At 71.4% G+C, this 16237-nt stretch carries 14 protein-coding genes and 1 pseudogene; 14 read left to right on the plus strand and 1 reads right to left on the minus strand.

The window, feature by feature from the left end:
* Positions 1-30 precede the first annotated feature (30 nt).
* Both D7X74_RS07740 and D7X74_RS44045 read left to right on the plus strand, forming a co-directional pair.
* Complete coding sequence (locus D7X74_RS07740) at positions 31-231, plus strand: AlpA family transcriptional regulator (protein ID WP_233602013.1); 201 nt, start codon at positions 31-33, stop codon at positions 229-231.
* Between the two features lie 437 nt (positions 232-668).
* A pseudogene (locus tag D7X74_RS44045) lies at positions 669-1295 on the plus strand (tyrosine-type recombinase/integrase); the annotation flags it as partial.
* Positions 1296-1443: 148 nt separating this feature from the next.
* Here the strand turns inward: D7X74_RS44045 and D7X74_RS07750 are convergent.
* The gene (locus D7X74_RS07750) at positions 1444-2901 is read right to left on the minus strand and encodes a sigma-54 dependent transcriptional regulator (protein WP_120532283.1); all 1458 of its coding nucleotides are present in this window, start codon (positions 2899-2901) and stop codon (positions 1444-1446) included.
* A 177-nt stretch (positions 2902-3078) separates the two neighbouring features.
* On the opposite strand from D7X74_RS07750, the gene D7X74_RS07755 reads away from it, so the two are divergent.
* The 12 genes from D7X74_RS07755 to D7X74_RS07805 form a co-directional block, all read left to right on the plus strand.
* The gene (locus D7X74_RS07755) at positions 3079-3828 is read left to right on the plus strand and encodes an OmpA family protein (RefSeq protein ID WP_120532293.1); all 750 of its coding nucleotides are present in this window, start codon (positions 3079-3081) and stop codon (positions 3826-3828) included.
* Between the two features lie 24 nt (positions 3829-3852).
* Complete coding sequence (locus D7X74_RS07760; RefSeq protein ID WP_120532284.1) at positions 3853-4287, plus strand: chemotaxis protein CheW; 435 nt, start codon at positions 3853-3855, stop codon at positions 4285-4287.
* A 4-nt stretch (positions 4288-4291) separates the two neighbouring features.
* Complete coding sequence (locus D7X74_RS07765) at positions 4292-4660, plus strand: protein CrdC (protein ID WP_120532285.1); 369 nt, start codon at positions 4292-4294, stop codon at positions 4658-4660.
* Positions 4657-6453: a methyl-accepting chemotaxis protein gene (locus D7X74_RS07770; RefSeq protein WP_120532286.1), complete on the plus strand. Its 1797-nt coding sequence runs from the start codon at positions 4657-4659 to the stop codon at positions 6451-6453. Before D7X74_RS07765 ends, D7X74_RS07770 begins: the two co-directional genes overlap by 4 nt.
* A 7-nt stretch (positions 6454-6460) precedes the next feature.
* A complete protein-coding gene (locus tag D7X74_RS07775) occupies positions 6461-8281 on the plus strand; it encodes a methyl-accepting chemotaxis protein (RefSeq protein WP_120532287.1) in 1821 nt (606 codons plus the stop codon).
* Positions 8278-11046, plus strand: a complete 2769-nt coding sequence (locus D7X74_RS07780; protein WP_120532288.1) for a response regulator — start codon at positions 8278-8280, stop codon at positions 11044-11046. The genes D7X74_RS07775 and D7X74_RS07780 overlap by 4 nt, the downstream gene beginning before the upstream one ends.
* A gap of 70 nt (positions 11047-11116) precedes the next feature.
* Positions 11117-12172 carry a chemotaxis-specific protein-glutamate methyltransferase CheB gene (cheB, locus tag D7X74_RS07785; protein WP_120532289.1) on the plus strand — a complete coding sequence of 352 codons (1056 nt, stop codon included), beginning with the start codon at positions 11117-11119 and terminating at the stop codon, positions 12170-12172.
* 69 nt (positions 12173-12241) lie between these two features.
* Entirely contained in the window at positions 12242-13639 is a 1398-nt protein-coding gene (locus D7X74_RS07790; protein ID WP_120532294.1) for a CheR family methyltransferase, read from the plus strand.
* An 87-nt stretch (positions 13640-13726) separates the two neighbouring features.
* Positions 13727-14590, plus strand: coding sequence for a tetratricopeptide repeat protein (locus D7X74_RS07795; protein WP_120532290.1), 864 nt, complete (start codon positions 13727-13729; stop codon positions 14588-14590).
* Complete coding sequence (locus D7X74_RS44825; RefSeq protein ID WP_255424395.1) at positions 14587-14712, plus strand: hypothetical protein; 126 nt, start codon at positions 14587-14589, stop codon at positions 14710-14712. Before D7X74_RS07795 ends, D7X74_RS44825 begins: the two co-directional genes overlap by 4 nt.
* A 72-nt stretch (positions 14713-14784) precedes the next feature.
* Positions 14785-15720: a 5'-nucleotidase gene (locus D7X74_RS07800; protein WP_120532295.1), complete on the plus strand. Its 936-nt coding sequence runs from the start codon at positions 14785-14787 to the stop codon at positions 15718-15720.
* A gap of 81 nt (positions 15721-15801) precedes the next feature.
* Positions 15802-16237, plus strand: a 436-nt coding sequence (locus D7X74_RS07805; RefSeq protein ID WP_199741788.1) for a hypothetical protein, incomplete at its 3' end; no start/stop codon positions are given.

The raw sequence follows: 16237 nt of genomic DNA on the forward strand, positions 1-16237 counted from the left end.
GACAACGCGAGCGGGGAGCCTGCGCGAACGGTGGCTGCCGTCCCCTCCATCGGTTTCTGGACGGCGGATGACGTGGCCGCCTTCCTCAAGGTGTCGTCCGCCTGGGTGTGGAAGCAGGTACGCGCGAACACCGGCTTCCCCTTCGTGAAACTTGGCACCCGGAATTACCGGTTCGACCCGGCGAAGGTGCGCGCGTGGGTGGACCGGCAGTCGTCGGAGGATCGTCCGTGACGAGCGCGTACTTCCGCCCCAACCGCGCAGGCCGAGCGATGGTCGCCGCAGGCAAGCGTGTCCGTCGGGAGGCGCCCGAGTACGGGACGTGGTGGCTGCGCTACCGCGACGAGAGTGGCCGCGTTGTGCGCGAGAAGAGCACGGCACGGATGGCGGCGGAGGCGGAGCGCCTCGTCCAGGAGAAGGCCATCTTCGCTGAGCGGGTGAAGGCGGGCGTCGAGAAGCGGATGGTGACGCCCATTCCCTGCGACGAGCTCATGCGGAAGTACGAGGCGGCGAACCAGCACCAAGCGAGCCTCGCGCCAATGCGGAGTCAGCTTCACCGGTGGATTGGGCCGCACTTCGGCAAGAAGCTCGTCAACCGGGTGACGCCCGCAGACTGCGAGGCGCTTCTTCAAAAATCCCGCGAAGCGGGCCAGGCCCCGGCCACCACGCGCATGCTGCACATCCGCGCGCGGCTCGTGTTCGAGTACGCGCGCCGGAAGCTGGGCCTCATCAGCGAAAACCCCTGGAATGCCGTGGATCGCCCGTCGCTGGAGCGGCGCGCGGTGACGGTTCTGCACGCGGACCAGATTGCGACGCTTCTGGCGGCGGCAGGCCCCTGGCGCATTCTGCTGGTGGTGGCCCTCTTCACTGGCCTGCGCCGCGGCGAGCTGGGCGCCCTGAAGTGGACGGACATTGACTGGAATGCGGGCGAGCACGGCGTCATCCACGTGCGGCGCAGTTGGGGACGCACCACGACGAAGGGCGGAAAAGAGCGGCTCGTGCCGATTCATCCGCAGCTCCACCCGGAGCTGGGGGACTACCGCCGAAGCTTCGGGGGAGGAGACGGGCTTCTCTTTCCGGCGCCCCGGAAGGGCGGCATGCGCCACACGAGCTGGCACGTGACGAAGCTCCTTCGCTCAATCGCCGGTCGCGCCGGGGTGACGCTGCCCGCAGGCTTCACGTTCCACGGCTTCCGGAAGCAGTTCGGAAGCTTCGTTCATCAGGCCACGGGAGACATCGTGGCCACCCAGCGTCTGCTGGGACATGCCTCACCGCAGGTAACAGCCGCGATCTACCTCGCGGACGACGTTGCGCACCTGGCGCGGCAGATGGGCCGGTTCCGGGTGGTTTCCGGAATGGCAGGCGAACACGCGGCGAACACGCAGGCCGGGTTGGTGCCGGTCGACGTGGTTTCTCTCACTGAAAAGGGGCAACAAATGCAGGCACTTACGAGTCGGATTGTCCGCGGCGCAGGCCGAGGGCCTTCATCTTCTTGTAGAAGTGACCCCGCTCCAGATCGAGGATCCGCGCCGCTTCCGTCACGTTGTCATGCGTGTGGGCAAGGACGTGCTGGATGATCTCCCGCTCCGCGTCCTCCACCTGTTCACGGAACGTCTGATCCACGCGGGGCCGCCAGCCCACGGGGCCTGACGCCGCGGGCCCGGAGGCCGGAGGCGCGACCGTCGCCGGAGAGAGGGGTGCGTCTCCGCCCACGGTGGCCGCGGGCATCGGGGGCAGGGGACGGCCCCGGGGCAGCAGCTCCAGCGCGTCCGTGCGCGACACCACCGGGCCTTCACACAGGATGGCCAGCCGCTCCACCAGGTTGCGCAGCTCGCGCACGTTGCCCGGGTAGTCGTACGCGCTCATCACCGCGAGCGCGTCCGGCGACAGCATCAGCGGGCGCCGGCCGTTCTTCGCGCACGCCTCGCTCAGGAAGGTATTGATGAGGTCCGGCAGGTCCTCGCTGCGCTCGCGCAACGGCGGCGAGTGAATCTGCACCACGTTGATGCGGTAGTAGAGGTCCTCGCGGAACCGCCCGGCGGCGATCTCCTTCTCCAGGTTCTTGTTCGTCGCCGCGAGCACGCGCACGTCCACCTTGAGCGTCTCCGCGCCGCCCACGCGCTCCAGCTCCCCCTCCTGGAGCACGCGCAGCAGCTTCGACTGCATCGCGGCCGGCATGTCGCCAATCTCATCCAGGAAGAGGGTGCCCTCGTGCGCCAGCTCGAACTTGCCGCGCCGCACGCTCACCGCGCCGGTGAACGCGCCCTTCTCGTGGCCGAACAGCTCGCTCTCGATGAGGTCGTGCGGCACCGCCGCGCAGTTGAGCTTCACGAACGGCCCGCCCTTGCGCCGGGAGTGCTGATGCAGCGCGCGCGCGATGAGCTCCTTGCCGGTGCCGTTCTCCCCGGTGATGAGGACGCGGCCCTCGCTGGGCGCCGCGCGCTGGATGAGGGAGAAGATGCGCTGCATGGCCGGCCCGCCGCCCACCATGTCGAAGCGGCCCAGCTGCGCGCGCAGCTCCTGCAACTCCTCCATCGCGGCCTGGTGCGTGAGCACGTTGCGCAGCGCCACCAGCAGCTTGTCTCGCGCCAGGGGCTTCTCCAGGAAGTCCCGCGCGCCCAGCTGCGTCGCCTTCACCGCCGTGTCGATGGTGCCGTGGCCCGACATCATGATGACCGGCAGCTCCGGCTTGAGCTCCGTGAGCCGGGCCAGCACCGTGAGGCCGTCCATGTCCGGCATCTTCACGTCCATCAGCACCGCGTCCACCGGACGCGCGCTCACCACGTCCAGCGCCACCTGCCCGCTGCTGGCCAGCTCCGTGCGGTAGCCGGCCAGCTGCAACGACTGGCTCAGGGTGAGGAGGATGTTTTTTTCGTCATCGACGATGAGGACGGCGGCGGGCATGGGCAAACCGGTCACACTCTCACGGAAATAATCGGGGCATCAAGTGACTCGTTCGGCCCGGAAGGATGAGGAAAGGACAAATCTTTTGACTCCCGGCTGGGTGTGCGACTACACGCGACAGCCTTGACCCGCGAGCTAGCGGGTCACCTTTTCCCGTGAATGCTGTACGGAGGAATGATGCGTCGGATTTCGCTTTGGGCGGGGTTGGCCCTCGCCGTGGCCGTGCTGACCGGGTGCCCGCCCACCTATCCCAAGTGCAACGACGACGAGACCTGCAAGGAGAAGGGCGAAGTCTGCGTCCAGGGTCAGTGCCAGGAGTGCGCCACGGACGACAACTGCCGTGAGGGCTTCACCTGCCAGGCGAACAAGTGCGCCCCCAAGCCCCCTGAGTGCACCACGGACGCGGCCTGTGGCTCCGGCCGCATCTGCGAGGCCGGCAAGTGCGCCGAGGCCCAGTGCAAGGACGACTCCGCGTGCAACGGTGGCAAGTGCCAGGCCGGCCGCTGCCAGGCCCCCAAGGACACCTGCACCGCCGCCACCGACTGCGGTGAGGGCCAGGACTGCCAGGGCGGCCGCTGCGTGACGGCCTCCGCCGACTCCCGCTGCGACTACTCGCCGGTGCGCTTCGGCTTCAACGAGTCCACCCTGGACTCCAGCGCGCAGTCTCGCCTGGGCGACCTGGCGGCCTGCATCAAGGCGGCCACGGGGAAGATCACCCTGGGCGGCCACGCGGACGAGCGCGGCACGGAGGAGTACAACCTCCAGCTGTCCAACCGCCGCGCCGCGGCGGTCAAGCGCTACCTGACCGACCTGGGCGTTCCGTCCAACCGTCTGTCGACGGTGGGTTACGGTGAGACGCGCCCTGTCGCCAACGCCGCCACCGAGGAAGGGTGGGCGGAGAACCGCCGCGTGGAGTTCCAGCGCTAGTTCTGGGGTAGGCTCTGGCGCGAAATGGCCGCCCTCGAGTCGGAAACGCGTCAGTCCTACCTGGTCTTCGCCTGTGGAAGCAGTTGGTACGCGGTGCCCGCGGAAGCCGCGGCGGAGGTGGTCACCTTCCCCGAGCTGACGCGGGTACCGGGTTCCCCGCCCCACCTGCTGGGCGTGTTCGCGCACCGGGGTGAAGTCATCCCGGTCGTGGACATGAGCCTGCTGGTGGGAGGGGTGACCGCCGGTTCCCGTCGCGCGGTGCTCGTGCGCCTGCCCCGGGGAACGCTCGCCCTCACCGCCAGCAGCGTCGCCGGGGTGTCCCCCGTGACGGGCGCGCTGGAGCCCCTGGGCCCATCAGGCGTCCACGTCCACCTGCGCGGCCCCGGCAAGAGCGGCGCGCGCGACGTGGCCGTCATCGACCCTGAAGGCCTCTTCGACCACCTCAGCCAGGGCGGCTAGGGCCATGCCCCGCGCCGCTCGGGTCGAGGGGACGCTCCTGTGCCACGTGGGCCCCCACCGCCTCGCGTTCGAGGCGAACGAGGTGGCCTCCATCGCCGCGCCGGGTGGGTCCTGGGTGTCCGCCCGCAGGGCCTTCCGGGAGGCCGCGGGCGCCCAGCGCGTGCTCGTCACCCTCACGGGCGAGGCGGTGGGCGTGGACGGGCTGGAGATTGACGCGGAGGTGCTGTCGGTGCTGCCGCCCTCGCCGGTGGTGGCGGGGTCCTCCGGGGGAAGCCTGCGCGGCTTCGTGGTGACGCGCGGGGTGCTGTGGCCGCTGGTGCACCTGGACGGCTTCGAGCGCTACCTGCGCACCCTGGGCCCGGAGGCCGCATGAAGCCGCCCCCCGAGCTGCGCTCCCTGGCCCGCTGGACGACGCGCCCCCGCGTGCTGGGCAGCTGCGTGGGCGTGATGCTCGCGCTGCTGCACATCCACCTGTCCCACACGTTGCCGACGGAGGGCCGGCTCCCGCTGTCCATCCTGGGGCTGTGCGCGCTCGGGTTGTTCCTGGGGCTGGGGGGGCTTCGCGACAGCCGCGCCCTGCGCACGTTGATCGCGCTGGGCGAGGGCCGGCTGCCCACCCGGCCCGAGCACCTGCGCCGCGCGCTCCAGGAAGTGGCGGCCATGCCCGGCGTCGGCTTCTGGTTCGCGCTGCAGGGCTGGCTGGGCGGGACGGTGCTGGTGGCGGTGTCCTTCCCGCTGCTCGCGCACGTGTCGTGGACCGAAGGGCTGCGCGTGGTGCTGATGGGCCTGTCGCTGGGGCCGCTCAGCTCCATGCTCGTCTACCTGATGCTGGTGCGCCGCGCGCGCGTCACGCTGGAGCGGCTGGTGGCGGAGGGGCTGTCGCCGCTGGAGGTGCTGGCCGCGCTGCCGCCCCGGCGCATGCACATCCGCCGGCGCCTGGTGGTGTTCACCGCCATCGCGGTGCTGAGCCCGTCGCTCTTCATCCTGGACGTGGCCTTCACGCGCACGGTGGCGGTGGTGGATGCGTGGGCGCAGGCCACCACCCCGCAGGCGCGGGAGGAGATCCTCGTGCGGGCGCGCAAGGGCGAGGGGCCTCCGCTGGGGCTGCTCGCGGGGCTCGTCACGCTGCTTGTCCTGGGCACCGCCGCGCTCGCGGGCACGGCGCTGTCGGAGCCGTTGCGCGCCATCACCGAGGACGCGACGCGCATCGCTCGCGGCGAGGTGCGCCCCCCGCGCGTCATCCATGCGGAGGACGAGGTGTGGGCGACATCCGCGGCCTTCACCCAGATGCAGGTGCAGCTGGTGCAGGCGCTCACGCAGTTGCGCAAGGCGGGCATCCAGATTTCCTCCACCACCGAGCAGCTGGTGGCCACCAGCACGGAGCAGGAGGTGGGGGCGGACGAGCAGGCCGGGGCGCTCAACGCGACCAGCGCCACCACGGAGGAGCTGGCCCGGTCCGCGCAGCAGATCGCCGACAGCGCGGAGTCCGTGTCCGCCATCGCGGAGACGACGTTCGGCGCGGCGCAGTCCGGCCAGCGCGGCGCCACCGCCTTCCTGGGCGCCATGCAGCGCATGAAGCACGACAACGAGGCCATCGCGGACGCGGTGGTGCGCCTCAACAAGCGCGTGCAGCAGATTGGCAAGGTGGTGGAGTTCATCAACGAGATCGCCGACAAGTCGGACCTGCTGGCGCTCAACGCGGAGCTGGAGGGCACCAAGTCGGGCGAGGTGGGCCGGGGCTTCTCGCTGGTGGCGGCGGAGATGCGCAGGCTGGCGGAGAACGTCATCCGCTCCACGAAGGAGATTGAAGGGCTCATCGGGGAGATCCGCGACGCGACGAACGCGGCGGTGATGGCCACGGAGGCGGGCCTGAAGACGACGGAGCTGGGCACGCTGCTGGCGGCGCAGGTGGATGACAGCCTGGGGCTCATCCTGGAGCTGGCGCGGCAGACGTCGCACGCGGTGCGCAGCATCTCCCTGGCCACGCAGCAGCAGCAGACGGGCACGGATCAACTGGCGGCGGCCATGGGGGACATCCTGCGCGTCACCGAACAGAACGCCGCGGCCACCAAGCAGATGGTGGCGGCCAACGCGGACCTGTCCACGCTGGCGCACGACCTGCAGCACGTGGTGGAGCGCTTCCACGTCGAAACCGGGGAAGGGTAGGGCGTCCATGGCCGTGCGCATCGGGCCCCGGCGGGCCTCCTTCAGCCGACACCTGGTGGTCCCCGTCCCACTGGCGAACCTGGTGGGCTCCACGCTGGGGCTGCACTTCGCGTCGCTCGTCATCGGCGGTCCGTTGACGGGCAGCCTGGGCGCGCTGGTGTTCCTGGTGGTGGGGGTGAGCGCGCTGCACATGCTGCTGGGCGTGGGCGTGTCCCTGCGCAGGTTCCCCACGCTGCGGGCCCTGGAGCGGGGGGACGTGGCGCCGACGGCCGAACACCTGTCGGAGGCCGTGGGGGAGATGTCGCGCGCTCCGGGCGAGGCGTTCTTCCGCTCGCTCGGCCTGTGGGTGCTGACGACGGGCGTGGTGGCGGTGGTGCTCTGGACGGAGATGGCGCTTCCGGTCGCGCTGACCCTCAAGATCGCGGGGCTGGGGGCGCTGTTCGGGCCGCTCACGTCGCTGCTCGTGTACGGGCTCGTCACGCTCCGGGCGCGCCGGGGCGTGCTGTGGGTGGCGGACCAAGGGCTGACGCACGCGCAGGTCATCGCCGCGCTGCCCCGGCGCTCGCGCATCCGTTCGCGGCTGGTGGCCTTCACCGCCATCTGCGTGGTGACGCCCGCGGTGCTGTGCGCCCAGGTCGTCATCGCGCTGTCGGACCGCGTCTTCACGCGGCTCCAGATGGCGGGCAGCCCGGACGTGCAGGGGGTGATGGTGGACGCGCTGCACCTGGAAGCGTTCATGTCCAGCGCGGTGCTGTGCGTGGTGGTGTTCGGCCTGGCGCTGACGACGGCGTACCTGGGCGGCACGCTGCTGGGCCGGCCGATGCGGGAGCTGTCCGGGGAGGCGCGCCGCATCGCCGCGGGGGACCTGGCGAGCCCCCGGCTCGTGCCCGCGGAGGACGAGGTGTGGGCGGTGTCCGCGGCCTTCACCACGATGCGCACGCACCTGGCGGACGTGCTCGCGCAGTTGCAGCGCGCGGGGGCGCAGATTTCGGCCACCACGGAAGAGATTCTGAGCACCTCCGGGCGCTACGAGGCGGGCGCCGCCGAACAGGCCAGCAGCCTGGATGAGACGAGCGCCACGACGGAGGAGCTGGCGCGCTCGGCGAAGCAGATCGCGGAGAACGCGGGCTCGGTGGCGGAGATCGCCCAGCGCACGCTGGCGGCGGCGCAGGGCGGGCAGGGCAGCGCGGAGTCGTTCCTGGGGGCCATGTCGCGCATGCGCCAGGACAACCTGGCCATCAGCTCCGCGGTGGCGCGGCTGAACAAGCGCGTGCAGCAGATTGGGAAGATCGTCGAGTTCATCAACGGCGTGGCGGACAAGTCCGACCTGCTGGCGCTCAACGCGGAGCTGGAGGGCACGAAGGCGGGCGAGGTGGGCCGGGGCTTCTCGCTGGTGGCGGCGGAGATGCGCAGGCTCGCGGAGAACGTGCTGGAGTCCACCAAGGAGATTGAAGGGCTCATCGAGGAGGTGCGTGAGGCGAGCGCCGCCGCGGTGGCGGTGACGGGCGGCGGGGTGCGCGCGGTGGAGACGGGCACCGCGCTGGCGGAGGAGGTGTCGGAGTCGCTGCGGCAGATCGTCAGCCTGGCGGGGCGCACGTCGGACGCGGTGCGGAGCATCTCCCGGTCCACGCAGCAGCAGCAGACGGGCACGGATCAGCTCGCGGACACGATGGCGGACATCCTGCGCATCACCCAGCAGAGCCTCAACGCCACGAAGCAGGTGAGTTCGGCGAACGGGGACCTGTTGGGGCTGGCGCAGGACCTGCGTGGGGTGGTGGAGCGCTTCCAGATCCATCAGGCGACGCTGCGCAAGGAGGAGGGCGGGTGAACCCCAGCGAACGGCTCCTCAAGCAGTTCCGCGACCTGGTGACGGTGCGCCTGGAGCGCATCAACCGCTCCCTCATGGAGCTGGAGGCCGGGGGCAGCCTGGAGGCCGGGCAGCGGGTGCTGCGCGAGCTGCACGGGCTGAAGGGCGAGGCCCGGATGATGGGCTTCGACGAGATCAACACGCTCGTGCACCAGATGGAGGAGCTGGTCCGCTGCGCGGAGCCCCACCGCTACCGCCTGTCGTCGGAGTCCACCGACGCGCTGCTCACCACGGCGGACACGGTGCTCGCGCTGTCCGGGGCGCTTCAGGCGGCAGAGCCACCGCTGGCGGTGGAGACGCTGGTGGCGACGCTGCAACAGCGGACCACGGCGGAGGCCGCGCGTCCGGTGGTGCCCCGTACGCTGGAGGAAGGGGGCTGGGCGGCGCCGCCGAAGGCTCCTGGAGCGACGGCGAAGGGAGAGGGGGCCGCGTCACAGCTGCTGGCGACGACGCGCGCGGAGTCGGGCGCGCCCGTGGTTCCCGCCCACTGGTCGACGATGGCGCTCCGTCCGGAGTCCGCGCCGGGGGCGGGCATGTCCCCGGTCACGGCCGCGTCGCACCTGCTCATGACGGCCATCCGTTCGGAGCCGCCCGGAGGACAGACGGCGCTGGGGGCTTCGCAGGGAACCCCGGGGGGAGTGCATCCGGGATCGTCCGCTTCGGGCGCGCCGGGAGGGGCGCACACGGCGACGGTCTCCGCTGCGGGATGGCATCCGTCGGGGCTTGTACCGGGGGCTCCGGTGGGGGCGCACCTCGCGAGTTCGCCTACCGGCGGCTCGGTGGGTTCCCATCTCGCAGGGGCCGCAAGTGCTTCCTCCGGCTCGCACCTCGTGAGTCCCGCCACCGGGGCCGCCTCCACGGGAGCTCACCTGCTGAACTCCACCGCCGGAGGCCCGGCGGGTTCCCCCTTCGTGAATCCCGCGTCGGCGCCGCTGCCGGGCACCCGGTTGATCGACTCCGCCTCTCGCTCCCGTCCACCCTCGGGTGTCGCGCCGAAGGCCGGTGGCGGTGCGGTCCGCAACGGTGACGTCCGCGTGGACACGGCGGTGCGCATTGGCGTGGCCAGCCTGGACATGCTCACCAGCGCGGTGACCAACCTGGGGCAGGTGGCGCGACGCCGCGAACTGGCGAACGCTCGGCGGCTGGCGCTCGTGCGCGAACTGAGTGAGCTGGCCCGCGCGGCGGAGGACCTGGGCCCCGCGGGCGTGGCGATCGCGGAGCGGCTGGGCCGCGCGAAGGAGCTGGCCGCCACCCTGCACCGGGAAGCCAAGCTGCTCGCCAACGCGGAGCTGCGCGACCTGGGGCAGGTGTCTGAAGAAGTCCAGACCCTGCGCATGCTGCCCCTGGCCGTCCTCTTCGAACCCTACCCCCGCATGGTGCGCGACCTGGCGCGGGAGCTGGGCAAGGAGGTGGAGCTCGTCGTGGACGGCGAGGACACCCGCGCGGACCGCTCCGTCGTGGAGGCCCTGCGCGAACCCCTGATGCACCTGGTGCGCAACGCGCTGGACCACGGCCTGGAGACGCGCGTGGACCGCGTCGCCGCCGGCAAGCATCCCCGGGGCTGCCTCACCCTGCGCGCCGCACGCGAAGGCAGCCGCATCGTGCTGCGCGTGGAGGACGATGGAATGGGCATGGATCCCGCGCTGCTGCGGCGGGTGGCCGTGCGCCGGGGCGTGCTCGACGAGGCCACCGCCAACGCCCTGTCCGACGCCGCCGCGCGCGACCTCATCTTCCTTCCCGGCTTCTCCTCGCGCGAAGTGGTCACCGACCTGTCAGGTCGGGGCGTGGGCCTGGACGCCGTGCGCGCGTCCCTCCAGGCGCTGGGCGGCGACGTGGGCGTGGAGTCCGCACCCGGCTGGGGCACCATCTTCACCCTGCGCGTGCCGGTGTCCCTCACCGTCGCGCCCCTGCTCTTCGTCCAGGTGGGCGACGAAACGCTCGCCCTGGGCGCCGTCCACGTCTCCCGCGCCCTCAAGGTGGAGGCCGCGGAGGTGGGAGAGGTCGCCGGCCGCCCCGTGCTCCGGGCCGAGGGCCGGGTGCTTCCCTTCGCTTCGCTGGCGTCGCTCCTGGGCCACGCCGCCGAGCGCCCCGCCCGGGAAGGCGAGCTGGTGCTGGTGGTGAAGGGCCAGGGCATGGAGGCCGCACTGGCGGTGGATCGCGTGTTGGAGGAGCGCGTCCAGGCCATCCTGCCGCTGAAGGGCATCCTCGCCCGCTTCACCCACCTGACGGGGGCCACCTCGCTCGCGGACGGGCGGCTGGCCATGGTCCTGTCGGCGGCGACCCTGGCGGCGGGCGTTCACGGCACGGCGCCCCTGCGGCTCGTCCGTCCCCCGGTGCGAGCACAGGAGGTGCGCCGGCGCCGCATCCTCGTGGTGGATGACTCGCCCCTGACCCGCGAACTGGTGGCGAACCTGCTGGAGGCGGTGGGGTACGACACGCTGCGGGCGCCGGACGGCGTCGGGGCGCTGGCGCTGCTCGGAGAGGACGGCCCTCCTGTGGAGCTGGTGGTCACCGACCTGGAGATGCCGGAGATGGACGGCGTGGAGCTCACCCGGCGCCTGAAGACCGATCCCGCCCGGAGCGGCCTGCCCGTCGTCATCCTCACCACCCGAGGAGGGGAGGTAGACCGGGCGAGGGGGCTGGCGGCCGGCGCGGACGGCTACATCACGAAAGGCGACCTCGTCCGGCAGGACCTGGTGGATGTGGTGGGGCGTCTGTTGGCCTGAAGTCCCAGGGCCCCGGCGATCCACGCGCATTGCTATACTCCCCGCCGCGCGTACGGGGTATGGAACGTCCATGGGCAAGAAAGTCTCGGTGCTGGTGGTCGATGACTCGCTCATCTGCCGACAGCTCATCAGCGCGGCGTTGAGCGACGACCCGGATGTCGAGGTCGTCGGCACCGCGGCGAACGGCGCGGAGGCCGTTGCCCTCACGAAGGAGCTCCGCCCCCACGTCATCACCATGGACGTGGACATGCCCGTCATGGACGGGTTGACGGCCGTGGAGCACATCATGGCCGAGTGCCCCACGCCCATCCTGGTGCTGACGGGCGACCCGCGCTCACAGGCCCCCGCGCTGACGTACCGCGCGCTGGAGCTGGGCGCGCTGGCGCTGCAGATCAAGCCCTCCATCGACGCGGGCGCGGACGCGTGGAACCTCACCAAGGAGGTGAAGCTCATCTCCTCGGTGCGCGTCATCCGGCACCTGCGCGGCCCCAAGCGCACGCAGGCGGGCACGCCGCACCCCACGGCGGTGCTGCCCGCGGTCTCCATGGGCATCGTGGCGGTGGCGGCCAGCACCGGCGGCCCGCAGGTGCTCTACCGGATGCTGGCGGAGCTGCCGGCGGACTTCCCGGCGCCCATCGTCATCGTCCAGCACATCAACGCGGCCTTCTCGGAGTCGCTGGCCAGCTGGCTCGCCAACGCGAGCAAGCTCAAGGTGCGGCTGGCGCAGGACGGCGACGTGCTGACCCCGGGCATGGTGCTGGTGGCGCCGCCGGATCAGCACACGCTGGTGCCGGTGCGCGGGCGCGTGGCGCTGAAGCCCGGCGTGGAGCGCGACGGGCACATGCCCAGTGGCACCATGCTGCTGGAGAGCGTGGCGAAGACGTACGGCCGGCGCGCGGTGGGCGTCGTGCTCACGGGCATGGGCGCGGACGGGGCGGACGGGCTCCTGGCCATCAAGCAGGCCGGAGGGCTGGCGCTGGCGCAGAACGAGGAGTCCTGCGTGGTGTTCGGCATGCCGGGCGCGGCGGTGGAGCGCAAGGCGGTGGATCACCTCATCCACGGCGATGATGTCGCGGCGACGCTGGCGAAGCTGGCGCGCGGAGAGTCCCTGGCCGCGGGGCGCTGAGCCGGTGCCGTGACGTCCTCTTCCGAGCGCTGGGCTCCCGTGCACGCGTTCATTGCGGCGCACACGGGCATGGCGCTGAGCGCGGCCCAGCGGCGTCGGCTGGACGCGCGCCTGGAAGCGCTGGGGCGCGAGGAGCAGGCCGCGCAGGTGGTGTCCCATCTGCGCTCGAGGGTGGGCGCGGCGGACCTGGCGCGGCTGGTGGGCGCGGTGGCGGTGCACACGTCGGAGGTGTTCCGGGACGAGGTGCAGCTGGCCGCGTTCCGGGAGCACGTGCTGTCGCCCCGGGTGCAGCGCTCGAAGCTGCCGCTGCGCGTGTGGAGCGCGGGGTGCGCGGCGGGTGAGGAGGTGGCCACGCTGCTCGTGCTGTTGGCGCAGGAGGGCGCGGATCCGGCCAGCCGGGTGCTGGGCACGGACATCTCCGAACAGGTGTTGAACCGGGCGCGCGAATTGAGCTTTCCGGCGGATGCGTTGCGCCGGGTTCCGGACGCCACGCGCGCGCGCTATTTCCAGCACCGGGGCGGACGTCAGGTGCTGGTGGAGTCGCTGCGCACGCAGGCCGGGTTCCGGCGCCACAACCTGATGGAGCTGCCGTATCCGGAGGCCGAGGGAGGCGGCGGGTTCGACGTCATCTTCTGCCGCAACGTCCTCATCTACTTCACGCCGGAAGCCTTCCAGCGCACGGTGCGCAACCTCAGCGAGCAGCTCGCGCCTGGGGGCGTGCTGGTGCTGTCCGCTGCGGAGCCCCTGCTCCAGGTTCCGCCGTCGCTGCGGCTGCTGCCCTGTGAGCAGGCGTTCTTCTACGTGCGCGTGGACGAAGCGGAGGTGAGCGCTCCTGGCTCCCGGCGGGGCTCGGGCCGCTTTCCCGCCGTGCCTGAGCCCGCGGCACCGAAGCGCGACTCCGGACGTTTTCCCTCGGTGACTGGGCCCGCTGCACCCAAGCGCGATTCCGGTCGCTTTCCTGCCGTGCCTGACGAAGGCGCATCGCCGAGCGACGTCGGCCGCTCTTCCCCCGAGCCCACGGACGTCACCCCGAAGCGCGACTCCGGCCGCTTTCCCGCCGTCCCTCCCTTCGCGGTGCTCGGACATGTGTCGGATCCGGAGCCAGACGCCGTCCCCCACGGGCCCCCCTTCGCCGCGGAGGCGCTCGCGTCCACGATGGCGGAGGCGGACTGGCTCTTCTCCCGCGTGCTCGACGGGGCCTCCACCGGCGTCTCCGACACGCAGGCAGAGGACGACCTGCGCCGGTGCCTGGACCTGGACCCGGACCATGTCGCCGCGCGCTACCTCCTGGGCCTGCTCCTGGAGCAGTGCGGCCGGCCCGACGCCGCGGTGGGCGAGTACCGCCGGGCGCGGGACGCGGTGGACTCCGGACGGGCGCGGCCGGTGCCCTTCCTCCTGAACCTGTCCCGGCTCCGGGTGGCCTGCGCCAGGGCCGTGGAGCGCCTGGAGGCGGAGGGGCAGCACTGAAGGCAGGGGCAGGCCGCCCGCCTGGATGGCGCCCGGAGGCAAACAGAAGCGGCGCGCGGAGGGCTTTGGACCTAGGATGCCGGCCCCATGCGCAGGCTCGTGCTCTTCGCCCTGTTGACCGCCGCCGTTCCCGGATGTTTCTACCCCGCCGACCGCGGCCGTGCCCTCGAAGCCAAGGTGGACAAGCTCGGGACGGACAACGCCCGTCTGTCGGCGGAGCTGAAGGAGGCGCGCGACCAGCTCGCCGCCACCCAGCCGAAGATCGACGAGAAGGTCGCCCAGGTGACCCAGGCCCTGCAGAGCCTGGACACCGCCGCGCGCCGCAAGGACGCGGACATCGGCGTGCAGTTCCAGAAGACCGTGGAGGACCTGGCGCAGCTGCGCGGCCAGGTGGAGACGTACCTCTACAAGATTGGCGAACTGGAAGCGGCGCTCGGCAAGAACACCGAGGAGACCAACCAGCGCCTCCTCGCGCTCCAGGGCGCCGAAGCGGTGAAGGAAGCCGAGGCGAAGAAGAAGGCCGAGGATCTCCAGCGCCCCGCGGACAAGAAGGACTTCCTCGCGCTCGCGCAGGACAAGGCCAAGGCCGGCGACGTGCTGGTCGCGCGCCAGCTCTACAACGAGTTCGTGAAGAAGTGGCCCAAGGACGCGCTCGTCGGCGAAGCGCACTACGGCCTGGGTGAGACGTACTTCTCCGAGTCCAAGTGCCGCGAGGCCCTCTTCGAGTACGGCAAGGTGGTGCAGGACTTCGCGAAGACGGCTTCCGCGCCGGACGCGTACCTGCGATCCTCCGACTGCTTCCAGAAGCTGAAGATGAAGGAAGAGTCCAAGCTGGCGCTGGAGGAACTCGTGAAGAGCTACCCCAAGTCGGACGCGGCCAAGACGGCGAAGACGAAGCTGGCGGAGCTGGACAAGAAGGCCGCCCCCGCGCCGAAGAAGGGCAAGAAGTGAGCCCCCGTCGGCTGGTCGCCCTGGCGCTGCTGCTCCTGCCCCTGGTGGCGGGCGCCGCGCCGAAGAAGCTCGTCCTGCTCTTCACCGGAGACAATGGGGGCGAAATCGCCCCCTGTGGTTGACGACACAACCCGTCTGGCGGTCTGGCCAGACGAAAGACGGTCCTGACGCAGGAGCGCGCCAAGGGCGTGCCGGTGCTCGCGCTGGATGCGGGCAATGCGCTCTTCAAGAGTCTGGCTGATGGCCAGGACCCGACGGCGAAGCTGCGCGCGGGGCTGCTGTTGGAGCAGATGGGCGCGCAGGGCTACACGGCCATGGCCGTGGGCCAGCGCGACCTCGTGCTGGGCGTGGACTTCCTCAAGAAGAAGACGAAGGGCGCGAAGCTTTCGCTCGTGTCCGCGAACCTCGTGGACGCGAAGGGCCAGCGGCTCTTCCCGGCGTCGGTGGTCACGACCGCGGGCGGGCTGAAGGTGGGCATCATCGGCGTCTCCCCCGCGTCGCCGGATCCGAAGGGAGGCGACAGCGCGGCGTTCCTGCCCCCGGGCGTCCAGGGCCAGCCCGTGCAGCCGGCGGTGGCGGCCGAGGTGAAGCGCCTGCGCACCACGGAGAAGGTGGACGTGGTGGTGTTGCTGGCGGCGGTGCCCTACGCGGAGGCCGTGAAGCTGGCGCAGGGCGCCGAGGGCGTGGACTTCGTGGTGCAGTCGCACGACGGCCGGGGCGTGGGCATGGCGCAGCGCCAGGGCGTCTCCACGCTGATTCCTCCCGGGGAGCGGGGCCGGCAGGTCGCGAAGCTGGAGGTGTCCGTGGAGGGCACCGGCCCCTTCAGCGACCAGTCCGAGGCGAACCGCGCCCTGGAAAGCCAGCGCATGGTGGAGGCGAACATCACGCGGGTGAAGGAGCGCCTCAAGACGGAGAAGGACGAGGCCACGCGCCGCTCGCTCCAGGAGACGCTGACCTCCTTCGAGGCCCGGCGCGACGCCCTGGGTCGTACCGCGGCCACCAGCGCCCCGGCGAAGGAGGGGCGCACCTTCCTGCTGTCGTACGTCCAGTTGGGCGCCGACGTGGCCTCCGACAAGGCCGTGCAGCAGCAGGTGGAGCGCGTGGAGCCCCCCGGCTCCGCGGGCCATTGAGTTACCCCCCGGGAGTCCACGCGGGGGGGGCTGGACGGGAGGGACGTCTCCGGGGGACACCTCCAGTCCTGGAGACACGTCATGACCGTTGAAACACCTTCGACATCCAGCGGGGGCTCCGTGTGGCCCAACCGCCTCATCCTGGCCGTGTACTTCGTGTGCTTCTCGGTCGGCTCGCTCATCCACATCGCCAGCGCGGCGACGTACGGCTTCTTCGCCAATGATCCGCAGGCCCCCGTGCCCATGGGCTTCGTGGTCGTCAACGAGCTGTTCACCTTCCTGAACCCGCTCACCCTGAGCCTGCTCATCTTCAAGCGGCGGGCGGGCATCATCTCCGCGCTGGTGGTGGTGGGGCTGGTGTTCGCGCTCAACCTGACGCTGATGGCCTGGATGTGGACCGTCCGGCACGAGCTCTACGTCGCCTGGCTGTACCTGAACGGCACCATGGGCGTGTTCATGCTCTTCACCGCGAAGCGCCTCTGGCGGGCCGCCCCCCCGACGAAGGCCCCCCTGGCCG

Origin of the sequence: Corallococcus sp. CA047B, from assembly GCF_003612065.1 — a bacterium.
GTDB classification, from domain to species: Bacteria; Myxococcota; Myxococcia; order Myxococcales; family Myxococcaceae; genus Corallococcus; species Corallococcus praedator.